General features: G+C 47.9%; 21 protein-coding genes. 13 read left to right on the plus strand and 8 right to left on the minus strand.

What is annotated here, in order from left to right:
* The first annotated feature begins 74 nt into the window (after positions 1 to 74).
* From FOB24_RS10800 to FOB24_RS10810, 3 genes are all read left to right on the plus strand, one after another.
* Positions 75 to 812 (plus strand): phosphatase, encoded by a 738-nt coding sequence (locus FOB24_RS10800; RefSeq protein WP_038639608.1) that lies wholly within the window; start codon positions 75 to 77, stop codon positions 810 to 812.
* 23 nt (positions 813 to 835) lie between these two features.
* Positions 836 to 1,390 (plus strand): TorD/DmsD family molecular chaperone, encoded by a 555-nt coding sequence (locus tag FOB24_RS10805; protein ID WP_085048538.1) that lies wholly within the window; start codon positions 836 to 838, stop codon positions 1,388 to 1,390.
* 101 nt (positions 1,391 to 1,491) lie between these two features.
* Positions 1,492 to 1,974 (plus strand): DUF1097 domain-containing protein, encoded by a 483-nt coding sequence (locus tag FOB24_RS10810; protein ID WP_038639615.1) that lies wholly within the window; start codon positions 1,492 to 1,494, stop codon positions 1,972 to 1,974.
* A gap of 46 nt (positions 1,975 to 2,020) precedes the next feature.
* Here the strand turns inward: FOB24_RS10810 and csgG are convergent, their stop codons facing one another.
* The 4 genes from csgG to csgD are packed head-to-tail and all read right to left on the minus strand — an operon-like array spanning position 2,021 to position 4,366.
* Positions 2,021 to 2,854 (minus strand): curli production assembly/transport protein CsgG, encoded by an 834-nt coding sequence (csgG, locus tag FOB24_RS10815; RefSeq protein ID WP_003036082.1) that lies wholly within the window; start codon positions 2,852 to 2,854, stop codon positions 2,021 to 2,023.
* Positions 2,855 to 2,879: 25 nt separating this feature from the next.
* Positions 2,880 to 3,293 (minus strand): curli production assembly/transport protein CsgF, encoded by a 414-nt coding sequence (gene csgF, locus FOB24_RS10820; RefSeq protein WP_016152599.1) that lies wholly within the window; start codon positions 3,291 to 3,293, stop codon positions 2,880 to 2,882.
* A 25-nt stretch (positions 3,294 to 3,318) separates the two neighbouring features.
* Entirely contained in the window at positions 3,319 to 3,711 is a 393-nt protein-coding gene (gene csgE, locus FOB24_RS10825; RefSeq protein WP_038639617.1) for a curli production assembly/transport protein CsgE, read from the minus strand.
* A gap of 4 nt (positions 3,712 to 3,715) precedes the next feature.
* Positions 3,716 to 4,366 (minus strand): biofilm master transcriptional regulator CsgD, encoded by a 651-nt coding sequence (gene csgD, locus FOB24_RS10830; RefSeq protein WP_069323303.1) that lies wholly within the window; start codon positions 4,364 to 4,366, stop codon positions 3,716 to 3,718.
* Positions 4,367 to 5,125: 759 nt separating this feature from the next.
* Here csgD and csgB point away from each other — a divergent pair.
* From csgB to FOB24_RS10860, 6 genes are all read left to right on the plus strand, one after another.
* On the plus strand, positions 5,126 to 5,581 hold the full coding sequence (csgB, locus tag FOB24_RS10835; protein WP_032939898.1) for a curli minor subunit CsgB: 456 nt from the start codon (positions 5,126 to 5,128) through the stop codon (positions 5,579 to 5,581).
* A 40-nt stretch (positions 5,582 to 5,621) separates the two neighbouring features.
* Entirely contained in the window at positions 5,622 to 6,071 is a 450-nt protein-coding gene (gene csgA / locus FOB24_RS10840; RefSeq protein ID WP_006685125.1) for a curli major subunit CsgA, read from the plus strand.
* 61 nt (positions 6,072 to 6,132) lie between these two features.
* The gene (csgC, locus tag FOB24_RS10845; RefSeq protein ID WP_038639625.1) at positions 6,133 to 6,465 is read left to right on the plus strand and encodes a curli assembly chaperone CsgC; all 333 of its coding nucleotides are present in this window, start codon (positions 6,133 to 6,135) and stop codon (positions 6,463 to 6,465) included.
* A gap of 149 nt (positions 6,466 to 6,614) precedes the next feature.
* The gene (locus FOB24_RS10850) at positions 6,615 to 6,935 is read left to right on the plus strand and encodes a type 1 fimbrial protein (RefSeq protein WP_085048537.1); all 321 of its coding nucleotides are present in this window, start codon (positions 6,615 to 6,617) and stop codon (positions 6,933 to 6,935) included.
* Positions 6,936 to 7,035: 100 nt separating this feature from the next.
* Entirely contained in the window at positions 7,036 to 7,578 is a 543-nt protein-coding gene (ymdB, locus tag FOB24_RS10855) for an O-acetyl-ADP-ribose deacetylase (protein ID WP_038639630.1), read from the plus strand.
* Positions 7,511 to 9,001, plus strand: a complete 1,491-nt coding sequence (locus FOB24_RS10860) for a phospholipase D family protein (protein WP_369711276.1) — start codon at positions 7,511 to 7,513, stop codon at positions 8,999 to 9,001. The genes ymdB and FOB24_RS10860 overlap by 68 nt, the downstream gene beginning before the upstream one ends.
* Positions 9,002 to 9,021: 20 nt before the next feature.
* On the opposite strand, the gene mdoC is transcribed toward FOB24_RS10860, so the two are convergent.
* Positions 9,022 to 10,182, minus strand: a complete 1,161-nt coding sequence (gene mdoC, locus FOB24_RS10865) for a glucans biosynthesis protein MdoC (RefSeq protein ID WP_069323306.1) — start codon at positions 10,180 to 10,182, stop codon at positions 9,022 to 9,024.
* 270 nt (positions 10,183 to 10,452) lie between these two features.
* Here mdoC and mdoG point away from each other — a divergent pair, with 270 nt between their 5' ends.
* From mdoG to FOB24_RS10880, 3 genes are all read left to right on the plus strand, one after another.
* Positions 10,453 to 11,988 carry a glucans biosynthesis protein MdoG gene (mdoG, locus tag FOB24_RS10870; RefSeq protein ID WP_087857802.1) on the plus strand — a complete coding sequence of 512 codons (1,536 nt, stop codon included), beginning with the start codon at positions 10,453 to 10,455 and terminating at the stop codon, positions 11,986 to 11,988.
* Positions 11,981 to 14,509, plus strand: a complete 2,529-nt coding sequence (gene mdoH, locus FOB24_RS10875) for a glucans biosynthesis glucosyltransferase MdoH (protein ID WP_038639642.1) — start codon at positions 11,981 to 11,983, stop codon at positions 14,507 to 14,509. Before mdoG ends, mdoH begins: the two co-directional genes overlap by 8 nt.
* Positions 14,510 to 14,585: 76 nt before the next feature.
* Positions 14,586 to 14,813, plus strand: coding sequence for a YceK/YidQ family lipoprotein (locus tag FOB24_RS10880; protein WP_150344893.1), 228 nt, complete (start codon positions 14,586 to 14,588; stop codon positions 14,811 to 14,813).
* Here FOB24_RS10880 and FOB24_RS10885 read toward each other — a convergent pair whose 3' ends face one another.
* Complete coding sequence (locus FOB24_RS10885; RefSeq protein ID WP_038643106.1) at positions 14,814 to 15,191, minus strand: MysB family protein; 378 nt, start codon at positions 15,189 to 15,191, stop codon at positions 14,814 to 14,816.
* A 689-nt stretch (positions 15,192 to 15,880) separates the two neighbouring features.
* Here FOB24_RS10885 and FOB24_RS10890 point away from each other — a divergent pair.
* Positions 15,881 to 17,212: a sensor domain-containing diguanylate cyclase gene (locus tag FOB24_RS10890; protein ID WP_150344894.1), complete on the plus strand. Its 1,332-nt coding sequence runs from the start codon at positions 15,881 to 15,883 to the stop codon at positions 17,210 to 17,212.
* A 64-nt stretch (positions 17,213 to 17,276) separates the two neighbouring features.
* Here the strand turns inward: FOB24_RS10890 and mdtG are convergent, their stop codons facing one another.
* Both mdtG and FOB24_RS10900 read right to left on the minus strand, forming a co-directional pair.
* The gene (mdtG, locus tag FOB24_RS10895) at positions 17,277 to 18,497 is read right to left on the minus strand and encodes a multidrug efflux MFS transporter MdtG (protein WP_038639648.1); all 1,221 of its coding nucleotides are present in this window, start codon (positions 18,495 to 18,497) and stop codon (positions 17,277 to 17,279) included.
* A gap of 155 nt (positions 18,498 to 18,652) precedes the next feature.
* Entirely contained in the window at positions 18,653 to 19,573 is a 921-nt protein-coding gene (locus FOB24_RS10900) for a Kdo(2)-lipid IV(A) acyltransferase (protein ID WP_150344895.1), read from the minus strand.
* Positions 19,574 to 19,727 lie beyond the last annotated feature (154 nt).

Consider the following 19,727-nt stretch of genomic DNA (forward strand, 5'->3'; position numbering starts at 1 on the left):
AAGTGCCGGGTTTCCGCTAATAAATGGCGGCGATACCTGCTATCCTTGACGGAAAATGACTACAGGAGAGAGTTATGTATCCCGTTGACCTGCATATGCATACCGTCGCCAGCACCCACGCCTACAGCACCTTAAGTGATTACATCGCTGAAGCTCGTCGCAAAGGCATCAAGCTGTTTGCCATTACCGATCATGGACCGGACATGGCGGATGCGCCTCACCACTGGCACTTTATTAATATGCGCATTTGGCCTCGTGTCGTGGACGGCATAGGGATCCTGCGCGGAATTGAAGCGAATATTAAAAATATTGAAGGCGAAATTGACTGTTCAGGCCCGATGTTCACTTCCCTGGATCTGATTATCGCAGGCTTTCATGAGCCGGTTTTTGCGCCACACGATAAAGAGACGAATACGCAGGCGATGATAGCCACTATGGCCAGTGGCAACGTCCATATCATCAGCCACCCGGGTAACCCCAAATATCCCGTCGATATCACTGCGATTGCTCAGGCAGCGGCAAAATACCAGGTTGCGTTGGAAATCAACAACTCTTCGTTTTTGCATTCGCGTAAGGGCAGTGAGGACAATTGCCGCGCTGTTGCTGCGGCTGTGCGTGATGCCGGCGGCTGGGTCGCGTTAGGGTCAGATTCACATACCGCTTTCACCTTAGGAGATTTCGGTGAATGTCGTAAAATACTCGATGATGTGAATTTCCCGGAAGACCGAATTTTAAACGTTACGCCAAAGCGCCTGCTGACGTTTCTGGAATCGCGAGGCATGGAGCCGATCGCGGAATTTGCTGAACTGTAATTGTTACTAACTGGAATATATTAATGAACGAGTTTTCTATCCTGTGTCGTGTACTGGGCTCGCTGTTTTACCGCCAACCGCAGGACCCTTTACTGGTTCCTCTGTTTACCCTGATTAGCGAAGGTAAACTCTCCGCCAACTGGCCGCTGGAACAGGACGAACTGCTGGCTCGTCTACAGAAGAGCTGCGATATGCCTCAGTTGGCTGCGGATTATAACGCGTTATTTGTGGGAGACGATTGCGCGGTGCCGCCTTATCGCAGCGCCTGGGTAGAAGGGGCTAAAGAATCGGATGTGCGTGCATTCCTTTCTGCCCGGGGAATGCCGCTGGCAGATACGCCGGCAGATCATATTGGCACGCTGTTGCTGGCGGCTTCATGGCTTGAAGACCAGTCTGCGGAAGATGAAAGCGAAGCGCTTGAAACCTTGTTTGCAGACTACTTGTTACCCTGGTGCGGCACGTTTCTGGGCAAAGTTGAAGCGCATGCGAATACGCCATTCTGGCGTACTATTGCGCCCCTGACACGTGATGCGATTGGTGCGATGTGGGACGAATTACAGGAAGAGACAGACGAATAAATGTGATTTAAATCACGCTAAACTGCAACGCAATTTATCAACTTGCATAATTTGTGTGCGCGATCTCATTCCAATGCCGTTTTTCTGCTAAGATGCGCGGCATGAACATACTTCTCTCAATTGCAATCACAACGGGCATTCTCTCCGGGATCTGGGGATGGGTGGCCGTTTCTCTCGGTTTACTCAGCTGGGCTGGGTTTCTGGGCTGCACTGCCTACTTTGCCTGTCCGCAAGGTGGGCTGAAAGGGCTGTGGATCTCGGCGTGTACGCTGCTAAGCGGTGTGGTGTGGGCGTTGGTGATTATTAACGGCAGTGCGCTTGCCCCGCATATGGATATTGTCGGCTATGTCATGACGGGAATTGTCGCGTTTTTGATGTGTATTCAGGCAAAGCAATGGTTGCTTTCATTCGTGCCGGGCACGTTTATTGGGGCTTGTGCAACGTTTGCAGGGCAGGGGGACTGGCGACTGGTCGTGCCATCTTTGGCGCTGGGTCTGGTATTTGGCTATGCGATGAAAAATAGCGGCTTGTGGCTGGCGTCACGCCGTGAAAACAGGATATCGCCAACCCCGACCAGTAAATAAAACAAGCGTGAGGCTCCCCTCACGCTTTTTATGCTGTAATGACCCATCAGGATTCTGGCGGTACCGACATATGGCGGTATTTAACCAGGATGTCATTATCAACTTGTTTCTTATCCTGCAAATCCCACAACCCGCGATCTATTCCGTCATTAATCAGGAAGATAACGCCGGTTTCAATTGCTGACATCAGACAAAGCATAACCGGTTCGTTAGAGGTATAACCAATTTCACCCTCCAACAGACGCTGGTAGTCAATGAAGCGGAACACCCCTGCCTGTACTTCATAAGACAGAATGGTTTTGCTGGTATTCACCGATGAGAGGATCTCACCGGTACTGACGTTAACCACACGCAGGTTTACCGCTATCTGGTCAAGCTGGTATTGCGTATCGGCGCCTATACCGAAATAGCGCGCGCCGACACCACCTGATTTTACGTTGCTTTCATAACCAATAATGGACCCTTCCACCATGACGTTTGCAGCGGTCAGAGACTGGAGTGGGATCCGGTTATTAATGGCAACCGTACCGTTTTCCTGAGCCGCACGAATGATTTTTCGTTCGTTAAGCAAGTTCTGTAACCCCTGACGTTCCAGCGGGACGAACCAACGAGAATCCTTCAATGCGGTGACGAGCATAGCCGTGGCGCTTTGCGGGACGGCGGTAGAGAAGTTACTTGCCGGGTAAGGCTTAAACTGGCCAGTCTCATCCTGAATGTTGTATACCGACACAAATATCTTACCTGTAGGCATGGGCAGATGCGTCAAATCTTTATAGCTTTGGGCTCGGGGCATTAATGTCGGCTTAGCGGCCTCTTGAGGCGGGGCGGTTAAGCATCCGCTGAGTAAAATTACTGCCACCATGATAAGTAAGCGCTGCATGATATTTTCCTTTCGTGGCTCTCATTTAGAAATCGGTTGACTGGTTTTGTAAACCTGACACTTCAATAGTCGAAGTTCTTCCCGTTTTCCTGTCAGTGACATTCAATTGCAGTTGCCCATCCCGGTTGGCGATATCAACGATAAAGTCACTGGTTACCATCCTCCCCGGCTTACCTGTATTGATATTGGTGAGTAAGCCGCCGAGTATTTGCGACTGAATTGCCTGGGTAAAGTTATCCAGTGCTGTTGGGGTTTCGATCCCGTAGTCGCCAGCGCTCGGATCTTTATATGAGTTTTGCGCCTGAGCGCTATTTAACAAAAAAGAGCCGTTGTTTGGATTACCACCAAAGTTAGGGTTGCGGAACTGGAACGTCATGTTTCCGGCCCAACTTAATGGCGAAATTAGCATGAGCAAAACCACTGCATGTTTGACACGCATGAAAGCCTCCGGACAAAATCATGTTTTAGAATTCATCACGCGCTAAATCGCTTGTGCTTAATAGTGTTTGATCTATTTGCCGGCGATTTAATGCTTCCTCAGTTTCTGCCAATGCGAAGACCACTATTTTGTCGAAGTCTCTTTTCGTCGGGAATAAAAAGGTCTGGAAGATAACGTCCTGATTAACCGTTATCGTAATCCAACTTCCCCAACGTGCACTGGGCCTTTCATTAATGGTTAAGTTTCCTGTGTACTTGCTTTCCCACTTGTCACTAAAGGCGCGATAAAAATCATGGCCAATGGAAGAGACAGTGTGGTCAGTTAACAGTCCGGGAACCTCCACCTCTACAGCCGCGTGTAGATTCCCGGCAGCAAAGAACAAATTTGCTGCCACAATCCAGTTCAAATAGCGTTTCATGGCTTTATCGCCTGAGGTTATCATTGGCCCACGAGACCGCCTGCGTACGATTTTTGACAGCTATCTTTTTGAAAAGATTATAAAGATGCGTTTTCACGGTATTTTCACTGATAAACAGCGAACGCGCGATTTCAATATTTGAGGCACCGATACGCAGTTTATTAAGGATCTCTTTTTCACGGTGAGTGAGTAGTGCCGACTCCGTGCTGTTATAACGGTAATTTCCGGAATGCGTGATCAGGTAGCTGGCGAGCTTTTGCGAAAAGTAGCATTCACCGCGCAACACACCTTGCAAGCCGCTGACTACACGTTGTTCATCTTCGGTTGCGTAAAATACACCATTGATATGCGGCCAGTTTTCAATATCCCGATAGGGATAATCATCAGGGGTATTCAACAATAAAGTCTTTATATTGTTGTTTTTTCTGCTTAAATTATCTTGCCAGTAATGGATCAGTTTTTTATCTGCCTCCATCATATCCATTAAAACAATACAGCCGGAGGAAATATCATCCAGAGAACGTTGAATATTATGTAGTTTTCCGGTTAACGCCAGTGATTGCTTTAAATGTTGTAATAACGCAGTTGCCTGCAGAGAAGGTTTAGTGATCAACAATAATGTATGACCATGAATACTATGGACTTCATTAAACATGATGAAACTCCACTTTTTAGTCGCACACCTGACAGCTGCCGCTACTAAAATAGAGGCACCAGAAGTACTGACAGATGTTGCACTGCTGTGTAGAAATAAAATATCGACCCAACGGGGTGAAAATATTAAAACAAATGGACTTCAACTGTTTTCAATCTAGCTATTACAAATCTTAAAGCAAGTGTTAAATATGTTACATAATGTAAATTTATATATTAAAATGTGATTTTTGGGTTTTAATTGAGTTTAGATTTGATAGTAAAGTTGTACATTTCAGCATTATTGCATAGATTTAAAAAATCATACAAATTATGTTATCGCATTGATATTAAACAAATAAATTTATGGTTTGTTAGTTTTACATTCCTAATGAATTCGGATTGTTTCGCCTGGATTTAAGTTGGACAATTTTAGATAGAAAAAAATGATGCTTGTCACGACTTGTACCTATGCCTATCGCAGCACTAAGCTGGGAGGCCCGGAAATCGCGGAAAATGCACTTTTTTGTTACTGCATAGAAATTCACTTGCAGGGTTAAAAAATAAATAGAACCTGTTGTCGCAGCCGTGTTTTTTACTGTTAATTAATACTTTGGTGTGAATCAGGATATAAAAATACCACTGGCGGGTGAGTTATTTAAAATGTTTCAACGGACATACTCTTCATCGTAACGTGACGTTAACAAATGTAAGTCATGTTAACAACAATTTGAGTGGTAACTAATTTAACTTCATGTACGACCAGGTCCAGGGTGACAACATGAAAAACAAGTTGTTATTTATGATGTTTACAATACTGGGTGTGCCTGGGATTGCATCCGCAACAAGTTATGATTTAGCTAATTCAGAATATAACTTTGCGGTAAATGAATTAAGTAAGTCTTCATTTAATCAGGCAGCCATTATTGGTCAGGTTGGCACTGCGAACAGTGCAAATACTCGTCAGGGGGGCTCGAAGCTATTGTCGGTCATTTCGCAAGAAGGTTCTGGTAACCGGGCGAAAACGGACCAGACGGGATCATATAACTTTGCATATATTGATCAGGTGGGTAGTTCCAATGACGCGAGTATTAAACAAGGTTCTTATGGTAATACAGCTGTAATTATCCAGAAAGGCTCTGGTAATAAAGCGAATATTACCCAGTATGGTACACAAAAAACAGCAGTTGTGGTGCAGAGACAGTCGCAAATGGCAATTCGCGTAACTCAACGCTAATCCATTATCGACGTTTAAATCAATCCGATGGGGGTTTACCATGAAACTTTTAAAAGTGGCAGCATTCGCAGCAATCGTCGTTTCTGGCAGTGCTCTGGCTGGTGTTGTTCCGCAATGGGGCGGTAATCATCATGGCGGCGGTAGCAACTATGGCCCAGACTCTTCGTTGAGTATCTACCAATATGGTTCAAACAACGCTGCGAATGCTCTGCAAAGCGATGCGCGTAAATCAGATGTCACCATCACCCAACATGGGCGTGGTAATGGCGCGGTCGTAGGCCAGGGGGCTGATGACAGTACTATTAGCCTGAAACAGACTGGCTTCCAGAACAATGCCACCATCGATCAGTGGAATGCAAAAAATGCTGATATTAGTGTGACCCAGTTCGGTGGCCGCAATGGCGCGCTGGTTAATCAGACTGCTTCTGACTCCAATGTGCTGATTCAGCAAGTTGGTTTTGGCAACAATGCAACAGCTAACCAACACTAATTCAGTTTTCTGACTGATAATAAACAGGGCGTGAGCCCTGTTTTTTTTTCGGGAGAATATGATGCATACATTATTACTCATTGCCGCGCTGACAAATCAAATAACATTCAATACGACCCAACAAGGCGATATGTACACCATTATTCCTCAGGTGACGTTAGCCCAACCCTGCGTTTGTGAGGTCCAGGTCCTTGCCGTTCGTAAGGGGGAGGGAGGACAAAGCCAATCGCAGCAGAAAACAAGCCTTTCGGTCCCCGCTAATCGGCCGATTGAACTAACCAAACTGAGCTTTAATATTTCACCGGGGGATTCGGTCAAAATTATCGTTACCGTTTCGGACGGGCAGTCTCTGCATTTGTCACAACAATGGCCTGACTCAACCAGTCAGCCATAATTTTTGCTGTATTTGCATTAAGGGTGTGGCTGGGAATGCGGCGCTGTTCTATGAATATAGAAACGTACAGCGTTTTTATTTGATCGTAACTCGCAGTGGTGAAGGATCATTCAGATCCCTCAAGGATGACTAATCATTGAGGAACCCTTATGTGCACATTTTTTAAACGTATTTTTAGCGCCAGTTTATGTACGTTATCTCTTTTCACTTTTCCCATAATGGCCCAACAGATCTCGCCCGGCGGCGTTATCCATTTTCGCGGCGCAATAGTTGAAGCGCCCTGCGACGTTAACACCCAACAACAACAGGTCGAATTGTCTTGTATGCGCAATGGCACCACCCGTAATAGTCTCTATAATCATCAACAGGTCACGGCTGCCCCTCAGAATGTGCAGCAAATTGCTACTGTGAAAATGCATTACCTCAATGAACAGAAAAACATGGCGATCCTTAACATTGAATATAAATGAACCATTCTGGCTTAGACATGCAAACTTGTGGTTAAAAAGTGAGATTTCAAGGAAATCCCTGCTGTACACTTGATGAATCGTGTTTTGTCAGGGGGAATTTATGCATTCACGCGTGCATGTGTTACACGGCGATATTACGACGATCGCTGTTGATGTGATCGTCAACGCGGCGAATTCATCGCTACTGGGAGGTGGTGGTGTTGATGGTGCAATCCATCGCGCCGCCGGACCCGCATTGCTGGAGGCCTGCAAACAGGTTATCCAGCAACAGGGAGAATGCCCGACCGGGCATGCCGTTATCACGCTGGCGGGGGCGCTTCCGGCAAAAGCGGTCATTCATACCGTAGGACCTGTCTGGCAAGGTGGAGGGCATCATGAGGCTGAACGTCTTGAAGACGCTTATCTGAACTCGCTGCAATTGGCCTTGGCCAATGGGTATCAATCCATTGCTTTTCCGGCGATCAGTACCGGAGTCTACGGGTATCCCCGCGCCGCAGCGGCAGAAATAGCGGTAAATACGGTGTTAAAATTTATTACCCGTCGTACGCTTCCCGATCAAATATACTTTGTTTGTTTTGACGAAGAAAACGCTCAACTCTACAAGAGACTACTTTCCCGGCAAGGTGACAAGAACACGGACTGATATGACACGACTTGAGCGGGCCATCACGCCACTTTGTGCTAACCACCCAGGAGATTGTGGCATTCTTACGTTGGATGACAGCCTGGATGCCTTTGCTGCTCGCTATCGACTAACAGAAATGGCGGAACGTACACTGGATGTGCAGTACTACATCTGGGAGAACGACATGTCCGGTCTGTTGCTGTTTTCAGTTCTGTTGGCGGCGGCGAAACGTGGAGTGAAGGTTCGCTTGCTGTTGGATGACAACAACACGCCGGGTCTTGATGACACGCTGCGGCTGTTGGATAGCCATCCTAATATAGAAATTCGTCTGTTTAATCCCTTTTCCTTTCGCATTCTGCGCGCCCTGGGCTATTTGACCGATTTTGCCCGGCTAAATCGGCGAATGCACAATAAAAGTTATACCGCTGACGGCGTGGTGACCATCGTGGGCGGGCGTAATATTGGTGATGCCTATTTTGGGGCGGGTGAGCAACCGTTATTTTCCGATCTGGACGTCATGGCTATTGGTCCCGTTGTCAAAGATGTTGCGGATGATTTTGAGCGTTACTGGCACTGCCGCTCTGTTTCAACGTTACAAAACGTACTTGAGATGTCGGAGTCAGATTCTTCGCAGCGTATCGAGCTGCCTGAATCCTGGTATAACGATGATATTACTCGTCGCTATCTGCATAAGCTGGAAACCAGCCAGTTTATGACCAGCCTCGATCAGCAGTCGCTGCCGCTGATTTGGGCGAAAACGCGTTTGCTGAGTGATGATCCTGTCAAAGGTGAAGGGAAAGCGCCGCGCCATTCGTTATTACCGCAGCGTTTGTTTGATGTGATGGGGTCGCCGGGCGAACGCATTGATATTATTTCCGCCTACTTTGTGCCGACTCGGGCTGGGGTGGCGCAGCTGTTGAGAATGGTAAGGAAAGGCGTCAAGATTGCGATTTTAACCAATTCGCTGGCGGCAAATGATGTGGCTATCGTTCATGCGGGCTATGCGCGATGGCGAAAAAAACTGCTGCGCTACGGGGTAGAATTATACGAACTTAAACCTACCCGCGAACGCGTTTCGGTGGTCCACGATCGCGGATTAACCGGTAATTCAGGTTCCAGCCTGCATGCTAAAACCTTCAGTATTGACGGTCGAAAAGTATTTATCGGCTCGCTTAATTTTGATCCCCGTTCAACGCTGCTTAATACGGAAATGGGGTTTGTGATTGAGAGCGAAGTGCTGGCTGAAGTGATCCATAAACGTTTTATGCAGAGCCAGCGTGACATGGCCTGGCAACTGCGCCTCGACCGCTGGGGTAGAATTAATTGGGTGGATCGCGTTTCCGGCAGCGAACAGGTACTGAAAAAAGAACCCGCCACAGGATTCTGGAAGCGGGTTCTGGTGAAGCTTGCGTCGGTGTTACCCATTGAGTGGCTGCTCTGAACCACGCAATGAGAGAAAAATTAACCAGCGACAGCTTTATTTTTATCTTGCTTAACGGCCGGTTTACCCGAAAAGAGAAACTTCAGCACCGGTATGCGCAAATGGAGTTCGTACAGTATCACCGCAATCCCCACCACAAACAGCAGGCCGCACAAAAAGCCCAGTAGATTCGATGAGATATGCGGTGTGATATACGCGCCAAAAAACAGCGTCAAAGGGTGGTGCACTAAATAGATAAACAGTGACGCGTTGACAAAATAGGTCACGCGGGCCGACTGGAAATTCAGCAAACGGTGGCCAAGCGAAAAGACGACGTTCACCATCCACAGTCCCATGACCATGGTGATGACATATTCGGTTTCATACATCCAGGCATCGCCATTGCCATAACGTTGATTGAGCAGGTAAGCGACAAACGCCAATGCGGCGCCTATCGTGCAGCCACGCGATGACCTGGTAAACAGCGCTTTCAGATTAGGGTTGATAAACGCCAGCGCGCCGAGCATAAAGAAAGGTATATAGAACAGCGTTTGCATAACAATAAAATTAAACATGCCATCGCTGAGAATTGAAGGGTAGAGGATGAAAATCGTCCTTCTGACGGCGGCATAACCGACACCCAATAAAATAAAAATCAGCGTTAATTTGGTCATCGACACAGCAGAGGGGTTAGCACCTTCGCTACGCATCGTCTTATTTTTCATCTGGGTAAATACCCACATGCTTACGGTCGTTAAAACCACCAGAACCAGTAAAAACCACAGATGGGAAATAAGCTCCCATGCCAGCGTGTTGTACTTTTCGTACCCGCTGAGAGTATGCCAGCTGTCTGCTTTGCCCTTCACGTATTGCAGCATGATAAATTGTGGCAGCGTAAGCAATGGAATCGCCGTCAGCATCGGGATTCCCACGCGTTCGACACGCACCTTCCACCACCGCTTTAGCGGATAGCGCAAAAATAACATGTACGAAAAGTAACCCGAAATAACAAAGAAGACCTGCATGCGAAATGCATGGATAAAATCGTTAAAAAGGGTCAACCACCATGACGGCTCTGCGCTGTTCACGTGCCAGGTATGGGTGGAGTAGATCAAAGAAATATGGAAGGGGATCCCTAACAACATTAGCCAGGCACGGATGGAGTCAAGAAAATATTCACGTGGTGGTGATACAGGGCTCATAGACAGTTACGTATTCTCAGACTTTTCGTCTTATCCCTAAGACGAATAATGGTTACATTCGAGGCCAACCCTACACGAAGTCCAACAACCTGTCTCCAGGATAAGCACGCAAAGTGAAAACAGCAGACAAAGCTGCTTAAAGCATGAGCCAGCGCGCGAACAATACAGGGATTCAGTTGTCGGAATACCCGATTATCCATTAAAATGGATCGGATCAATATAAGCACACAAAGGGGGAAGTGCTTACTAATTATGAAACATAAACTACAAATGATGAAAATGCGTTGGTTGGGTGCAGCAGTCATGTTAACGCTGTACACATCATCGAGCTGGGCGTTCAGCATTGATGATGTTGCAAAACAAGCTCAATCCTTAGCCGGTAAAGGCTATGAGGCGCCAAAAAGTAACTTGCCCTCCGTTTTCCGCGACATGAAATATGCGGATTATCAGCAGATCCAGTTTAATCGCGATAAAGCCTACTGGAGCAATCTCAAGACCCCATTTAAGCTCGAATTCTACCACCAGGGTATGTACTTCGACACGCCGGTCAAAATCAACGAAGTTACCGCCACTGCGGTGAAAAGAATCAAATATAGCCCGGATTACTTTAATTTTGGCGATGTTCAGCATGATAAAGACACGGTAAAAGATCTCGGTTTCGCCGGGTTCAAAGTGCTGTATCCGATCAACAGCAAAGATAAAAACGATGAAATCGTCAGCATGCTCGGGGCCAGCTATTTCCGCGTTCTCGGCGCAGGCCAGGTCTACGGTCTGTCTGCGCGCGGTCTCGCGATCGATACCGCTCTCCCTTCTGGTGAAGAATTTCCCCGCTTCCGTGAGTTTTGGATCGAACGTCCGAAACCGACTGACAAACGTTTAACCATATACGCCTTGCTGGACTCTCCGCGCGCAACCGGAGCGTATCGCTTTGTCATTATTCCGGGTCGCGACACGGTTGTTGATGTTCAGTCCAAAGTTTACCTGCGCGACAAAGTGGGCAAGCTGGGCGTGGCGCCGTTAACCAGTATGTTCCTGTTCGGCCCAAATCAGCCTTCTCCGGCAACGAATTATCGTCCGGAACTGCATGACTCTAATGGTTTGTCTATCCACGCTGGCAACGGCGAATGGATTTGGCGGCCGCTGAACAACCCGAAACATCTCGCGGTGAGCAGCTTTGCCATGGAAAACCCGCAAGGTTTCGGTCTGTTGCAGCGTGGCCGTCAGTTCTCGCGTTTTGAAGATATTGACGATCGTTACGACCTGCGTCCAAGCGCCTGGATCACGCCAAAAGGTGACTGGGGCAAAGGTAAAATTGAGTTAGTTGAAATTCCGACTAACGATGAAACGAACGATAACATCGTTGCGTACTGGACGCCGGATCAACTGCCTGAAGCGGGCAAAGAGATGAACTTCAAGTACTCCCTGACGTTCACGCGTGATGAAGACAAGCTTCATGCGCCGGAAAATGCCTGGGTACAACAGACTCGTCGTTCTACGGGTGATGTTAAACAATCCAATCTGATTCGTCAGCCAGACGGTACTATCGCGTTTGTGGTGGATTTTACCGGCGCAGACATGAAAAAGCTGCCACAGGATACCCCGGTTACCGCACAAACCAGCATTGGCGACAACGGCGAGATCGTTGAAAACACCGTGCGTTACAACCCGGTCACTAAAGGTTGGCGTTTGATGCTGCGCGTGAAGGTGAAAGACGTGAAGAAAACCACTGAAATGCGAGCAGCCCTGGTCAATGCCGATCAGACGTTGAGTGAAACCTGGAGCTACCAGTTACCTGCCAATGAATAAGACTACTGAGTATATTGACGCAATGCCGCTTTCGGATATCGAAAAAGCGGCTCTGCCGAAAACTGACATCCGCGCCGTTCATCAGGCGCTGGATGCCGAGCATCGTACTTACTCGCGCGAAGATGATTCACCGCAGGGTTCTGTGAAAGCTCGTCTTGAGCAAGCATGGCCAGATTCTCTGGCGAAAGAGCAGTTGGTTAAAGACGATGAAGGACGCGATCAGCTTCAGGCAATGCCTAAAGCAACGCGTACCTCGATGTTCCCCGATCCCTGGCGTACCAACCCGGTTGGTCGTTTTTGGGATCGTCTGCGTGGACGTGATGTGACTCCGCGTTATCTTTCGCGTTTGACGAAAGAAGAACAAGAGAGCGAGCAAAAGTGGCGTACCGTTGGCACAATCCGCCGCTATACGCTGTTGATCTTAACGCTGGCGCAAACGGTGGTAGCAACCTGGTATATGAAGACGATTCTTCCGTATCAGGGTTGGGCATTCATAAATCCGGTCGACATGATGGGGCAGGACCTGTGGGTCTCCTTTATGCAATTGCTGCCCTATATGCTACAGACCGGGATTCTGATTTTGTTTGCCGTGCTTTTCTGTTGGGTCTCTGCAGGGTTCTGGACTGCGCTGATGGGCTTCCTGCAACTGCTGATTGGGCGAGATAAGTACAGTATCTCCGCCTCAACGGTCGGGGACGAACCACTGAATCCTGAACACCGTACCGCACTGATTATGCCTATCTGTAACGAGGACGTTGACCGCGTATTCGCGGGGCTGCGCGCCACGTGGGAGTCAGTTAAAGCCACGGGCAACGCCGAGCATTTTGATGTTTACATCCTGAGCGACAGTTACAATCCTGATATCTGCGTAGCGGAACAAAAAGCGTGGATGGAACTGATTGCCGAAGTGCAGGGCGAAGGGCAGATTTTCTACCGTCGTCGTCGTCGTCGTGTGAAGCGCAAAAGCGGCAACATCGATGACTTCTGCCGCCGCTGGGGGAATCAGTACAGCTATATGGTGGTGCTGGATGCTGACTCCGTGATGAGCGGCGACTGTCTGAGCGGTCTGGTTCGTCTGATGGAAGCGAATCCTAACGCCGGGATTATCCAGTCTTCACCGAAGGCTTCCGGTATGGATACGCTGTATGCGCGTTGCCAGCAGTTCGCGACCCGTGTTTATGGCCCGTTGTTTACCGCCGGGCTTCACTTCTGGCAGTTGGGTGAATCGCACTACTGGGGTCATAACGCCATCATTCGCGTGAAGCCGTTTATTGAGCACTGTGCGCTTGCGCCGTTACCTGGCGAAGGCTCATTTGCAGGCTCGATCCTCTCCCATGACTTCGTGGAAGCAGCATTAATGCGTCGTGCCGGCTGGGGCGTATGGATCGCTTACGATCTGCCGGGTTCTTATGAAGAGCTGCCGCCAAACCTGTTGGATGAGCTCAAGCGTGACCGTCGCTGGTGTCATGGCAACCTGATGAACTTCCGTCTGTTCCTGGTTAAGGGGATGCATCCGGTTCACCGCGCGGTGTTCCTCACCGGCGTTATGTCCTATCTGTCAGCGCCGTTGTGGTTCATGTTCCTCGCGTTGTCTACCGCATTGCAGGTAGTCCATGCGTTGACGGAACCGCAGTACTTCCTGCAACCGCGGCAGCTATTCCCGGTCTGGCCGCAGTGGCGTCCTGAACTGGCGATCGCGCTGTTTGCTTCCACCATGGTGCTGCTGTTCCTGCCGAAGCTGCTGAGTATTTTGCTTATCTGGTGTAAAGGGACGAAAGAGTACGGCGGATTTATTCGCGTCACGCTGTCGTTGCTGCTGGAGGTTCTGTTCTCCGTGCTGCTGGCGCCGGTGCGTATGCTGTTCCATACCGTTTTCGTGGTGAGCGCATTCCTCGGTTGGGAAGTGGTGTGGAATTCGCCGCAGCGTGATGACGATTCCACCCCGTGGGGGGAAGCGTTTATGCGTCACGGTTCTCAGCTCTTGCTGGGGCTGGTGTGGGCTGTGGGTATGGCCTGGCTGGATCTGCGTTTTCTGTTCTGGCTGGCGCCGATTGTCTTCTCGCTGATCCTCTCGCCGTTTGTTTCCGTAATTTCCAGTCGTTCTACGGTTGGGTTACGAACCAAACGCTGGAAGCTGTTCCTGATCCCGGAAGAGTACTCTCCGCCGCAGGTGCTGGTGGATACAGATACCTATCTGGTAATGAACCGTAATCGTACGCTGGACGACGGTTTTATGCATGCGGTGTTTAACCCGTCGTTTAACGCGCTGGCTACGGCAATGGCGACTGCTCGCCACCGTGTGAGTAACGTACTTGAGATTGCACGCGACCGTCATGTGGAGCAGGCGCTGAACGAAACGCCGGAGAAACTGAATCGCGATCGTCGCCTTGTGCTGTTAAGCGATCCGGTGACCATGGCGCGTTTGCATTATCGCGTCTGGAATTCACCTGATAAGTATTCTTCGTGGGTGAATTACTATCAGGGCCTGACCCTGAATCCGTTAGCGCTCAGGAAAAAATAAGCGTTCTGTAATGTGAAAATACCGGCCTGGTGCCGGTATTTTTTTATACTGAATAAAAAGAGTCATGGGGTACCAGATGCGAATAGCGGCAGTGGCGATAATGGTCTTGTTGCTGAGCGGATGCGGCAGCATCATTAGCCGGACCATCCCAGGACAAGGGCATGGCAACCAATACTATCCGGGCATACAGTGGGATGTCCGGGATTCCGCATGGCGCTACGTCACCATCCTCGACCTGCCGTTTTCGCTGGTGTTTGATACGCTGTTGTTACCGCTCGACATTCACCATGGGCCTTACGAGTAGTTATCGTTCATCCCATTCATCAGCTGCGGTCTGACCCTCTTCGGTATCAAGGGGAGGCTCCAGCTGAAATTCACCTTCGTCCCATTCGTGAAGCGTGTTTTCTTCCTGCCACTCCTGACGAATTTCAATCTCATCATAATCACCATCAAAAACGCTTTGCGCCGCTTCACCGCTTAGCATTGGCAGACATTCGCCATCGACATCATCCTCATCGGCAAAGAATTCTGCTTGCCACATAATGTCGCCATCCTGTAGCACGTATTTTTGTACGCTTAGCTGCTGAACACTGGCATCGTCAGCCTCCAGACCTGGGTTATCTGCCAGAAACACTTCACGAGCAGCATCAATAGCCTCTTCCAGCGTGGCATAAAAATACATGTCATTCTTTGCCATAATCTTCTCCTAAGGTGAACAATAAATGGTGATGATTCAATCTATAGACCTCGATCCGCGGAGCGTCAAACCCATTGATTGCAGAGCTAACCTAAATGAATGCCAGCCGTTGGTAGCGACGACAGGGTTTTATGATGACGTCTTCGATTGGTATGGAAAAATTTACAATGCGAGATACTGAAGTTGGCGTAATGGACGACCGCGAATTTGAGAAAAAAAGGTAATGTGTGTGGTTAGCAGTGGCGTAATGAAAATCAAATAAATAAACGATACTGTTATATAAATGAATCTTCAGATTTAATACGTATTTACTCGTGTTTTTGCTTGCAGTAATGCCCATTGTTCTGATGAGAGGATGTCTAACCTTATTAAAATAAAGGAAAAAATATTTATTAATGTAAAGAAGTCACAGAGGTAATTATTGAGAGATACTGAACTCAAGAGGCGGAAAAGTAATGACTAAGTATCCGCCATGTGCAACATCTGTTAATGGCGTGAGGTGTTTTAAAAAAGGACACATAATAATAGATGATTAATACCAGGTGTTATAAATGGATAAAAAATCATTAAATAATAAATGAATAAATATCACTGAAGTTGTACGGCTATATAGATTGCAAATGCTTATGCTTTATTATATAAAATGCCAACTCAAGAATACTCCTAAGGATGTTATGGAAAACAGTAATTCAAATAACAGGAAGTTGATGGCGTTCTATATAACTTGCTTAATCAGCTATATTCTTGGTGGGTTATGTCTTACACAGTTTAAATTAACAATACAAAGTGTTCCGCAAACAATATATTTGATTATCATAGTAGGTTTATTCTTTTTATATGGAATTATTTTCCTGTTTATGTTGTTTCAGTATTTATGCAGAAAAGATCTAACATGTCTCATAGTCTTAGGTATGGCATTTCTTAGCAATAATATTTTCTTTGTGGAAACTATCTATATCGTTCAGGATTTAATCAATGATCACACTTCGATAGAAAAAAGAACTAACGATATCGCTATATTCTATTATTTTCGCCAGTTGAGTTTTATTGCTTTATTATTTGTATCCTTGAAATCTTATAAAGCATCTTCGACAATCCTTGAAACCAAAGAAAGAGAACCATGCTATATAGCGGTAGCATTTTTGATCATGTTGGCTATCGCTGTCCTGGCGCATAGCCTGGCCAGTTATAATCCGGACATGACCCTTGAGATTACGAGCTTAAAACCCGATAACATAACCGTACACTGGCATATTGGCTATATTTACTCTCTGATTGTTGCCTGGGGATTGGTTCTACTCTATTTGGTCATTAAAACCAAAACGCATAATATCTTATGGAAAAGTATCGGCTTACTGTGTTGCTCAGGAATATTAACCAATGTGCTGCTATTAAGTTTAGATGAATATAGTATGTATATTTGGTATATCAGCAGAGGGATTGAGGTGATCAGTACCCTTTGTATAATATCGATCTTAATGTATAACACTTTTATCATTCTAAAAAAAGAAACGGATTCGGCTATCAAAGATGCCATGACCAAAATATACAACCGGAAACTGTTCTATAGATCGTTAAAAGCATCGCTAGCGAAAGGCGTGGTTTGCGTAATGGTTTTGGATATCGACAAATTTAAACGCATTAACGATACCTATGGGCATCAGGAGGGGGATCGGGTAATCATTAGTATTGTTGATATAATCAACAAGTCAGTTAGAGATTCGGATATCTTTGCGCGCATCGGCGGCGAGGAGTTTGCGATTCTTCTTAAGTGCAAGGATAAAGATGAAGCTATTGTCGTTGCAGAACGAATCAGAAGAAATGTTGAGCATGGAACGACTATACCTAATGCATATGATTTAAAAGAAAAGATGACGATCAGCATCGGTGTATATTGTACTAAAGTTGATGATGACTCAGCGGATAAAGTTGTTTCTTATGCGGATGCTGCGCTGTATGACGCCAAAAACTCTGGCAGAAATAAGGTGTGTTACTACTATCATTAAAAGTAAAATGAATACTGCCTGAAAACGCAAAGTTTACTCTTCGGGTTCAGGCAATATATACAAATTATCCAGCGAGCTCGGCACTCCGGCGACGGCGCAGACTATTCCACGAGTAGATCGCGTTAAACAGTACAACCCCCGCGGTCACGCAGAAGACCGCGCGAAAGCCGTAGTTGGCGGATATTGCCGCCCCCATTAATGGTCCCGTTACGTTGCCGATGTCGCGAAATGACTGGTTATAACTGAAAATACGCCCGGCTATTTGGTTGGTTGAGTTATAAACCAGCAGCGTTTGCACCGCCGGGAGCAGAGCACCGTCGGCAGCACCCAATAAAAAACGCAGAACGCCCAATTGCCAGGGAGTTTGTACAAATGACATCGGGATCAGCAGTAGCACGGAAATAATCAGCGCGACGATTAGAATCTTCTCCGGGCCAATCCGGTCACCGAGTTTGCCAAGCCTTGGGGCACTGATTAACGCTGCTACGCCGGGTACGGAGGCAATCATCCCACTAATGAACGCGATATTACTGACGTTCCCGGCTAACTCCCGCACGTATAACGTCAGGATTGGCGCAATAGAACCGGTCGCCACCTGAATGATTAAGGTAGTGACAAACAGGCTCAGCACCAGTTTGGGGTTTTTTAACGAGGCCACGACTTCGCGTATGTGCAGCATCTCTTTCTTGCTTACCGGCTGAAAACGCTCGCGGATAAAAAATAGCGTCAGGATAAAACAGACCAGCAGTACGCTGGCGGTAATGAAGAACACGGGACGCAATCCATAATGGTCCGCGAGTAGTCCACCTGCCAGCGGCCCTAGCAGTGCGCCGCTGACACCGCCGGTAGAGAGCGTTCCCAGCGCCCAGCCGCTTTTATTGCGTGGAACCTGGGTGGCGATCAACGCATTGGCGTTGGGAATGAAACCGCCGAGCAGACCGAGCAGCGCGCGCAGAACCAGGAACTGCCAGATATTTTGCGCCAGGCCCATCAGTAGCATCACAATAGCCATACCCAACGCGGAACGCAGCAGCATGATTTTTCGCCCTTTGCGGTCGGCAAGGCCACCCCAAAAAGGGGAGGCGATGGCTGAAAACAAAAAGGTGATGCTGAAGACCAGACCTGACCACATGTTCAGGGCGCTATGCCCCGTGACGCCGAGACTCTCAACGTACAAGGGTAAAAAGGGCATGACCAGGCTAAATGCTGCGCCGGTTAAAAAACAACCTATCCAGGCAACGGTGAGGTTGCGTTTCCAGTTTATGGGGGCATCTGAGGGTGACATAACGATCCGCAGTGTGATGCGCTGTATGCGCTATCGATTGAATATAAGTAAGCAGACTAATTATGCGCCCGGTTGATAGTTGCTGCAATGCGGATAGCAGTTAAACCTAAAGCGAGTCAGGAGAGGGTTGCAGCCCACTGGACTGCAACCGTGTTTTAGTACAGGGAAGGGGCGCCTTCAGGACGGGTCTTGAAGCGACGATGCAGCCACATATATTGTTCTGGGGCCATCATGATGCATTGCTCAACGATGTTATTCATCCATGCAGCCGTGGTCTCCGCGTCGTCTAACGGCGGTGAACATTCTGGCGGCAGCATAATCAATTGATACCCTTTCCCGTCGGGCTTACGACGAGGAACAAATGGCACCAGGCACGCATTCGACATGCGTGAAAGCATCCAGGTCCCGGAGGTCGTGGCGGCCTGTTCAACGGCAAACAGCGGCACAAACACGCTGGCGCGAGGACCGTAGTCATGATCCGGCGCGTACCAGACCACTTCGCCTTTTTTCAACGCTTTAATCATTCCTTTCAAGTCCTTACGATCAAGCATTGATTTATTAGAGCGCATGCGTCCCCAGGTCTGTAACCAGTCGAGCAGCGGATTGTCATTAGGACGATACACACCGATACCAGGCTCCTGCAGACCAAACTGACGCGCACCCAGTTCCAGGGTCAGAAAGTGCAGACCGACTAACAGGATCCCCCGCTTTTGCGCCTGAACGTCACGGATATGTTCCATCCCGATCACTTCTGTCCAGCGTGAAATGCGCTTATCGGACCAAAACCAGGCCATCCCGGTTTCCATTACGCCCATGCCGACGGACTCGAAGTTCCTGACGACCATCTGCTGGCGTTCCTGCTCACTCATCTGCGGGAAGCACAGCTCCAGATTACGTGAAACGATTTTTGCCCGGCGTTTCATCAAACGTAACGCCAGACGACCTAATGCACAGCCCAACTTATAAAGTACCGGGTAGGGCAACTGCACGATTAACCAAAGGATGCCAATACCCAGCCAGGTTAACCAATAACGTGGATGCAGTAGCGCAGCCGAAAACTTGGGTAAATTCGTCATGTCTATCCTGTCTTCAAACGACCAATTCCCTGTATTGTCGCATTTTTTCGCGCGTATCAAAAATTTGTGACGGGAGAACGGTGATTAAATCGGCAATTGTTGTTGCGTTTTTATCGTGAAGTAAGAAATGTAGCGTAAAATGTGTGGATGTAAA

Source organism: Citrobacter werkmanii (assembly GCF_008693645.1).
Taxonomy (GTDB): Bacteria; Pseudomonadota; Gammaproteobacteria; order Enterobacterales; family Enterobacteriaceae; genus Citrobacter; species Citrobacter werkmanii.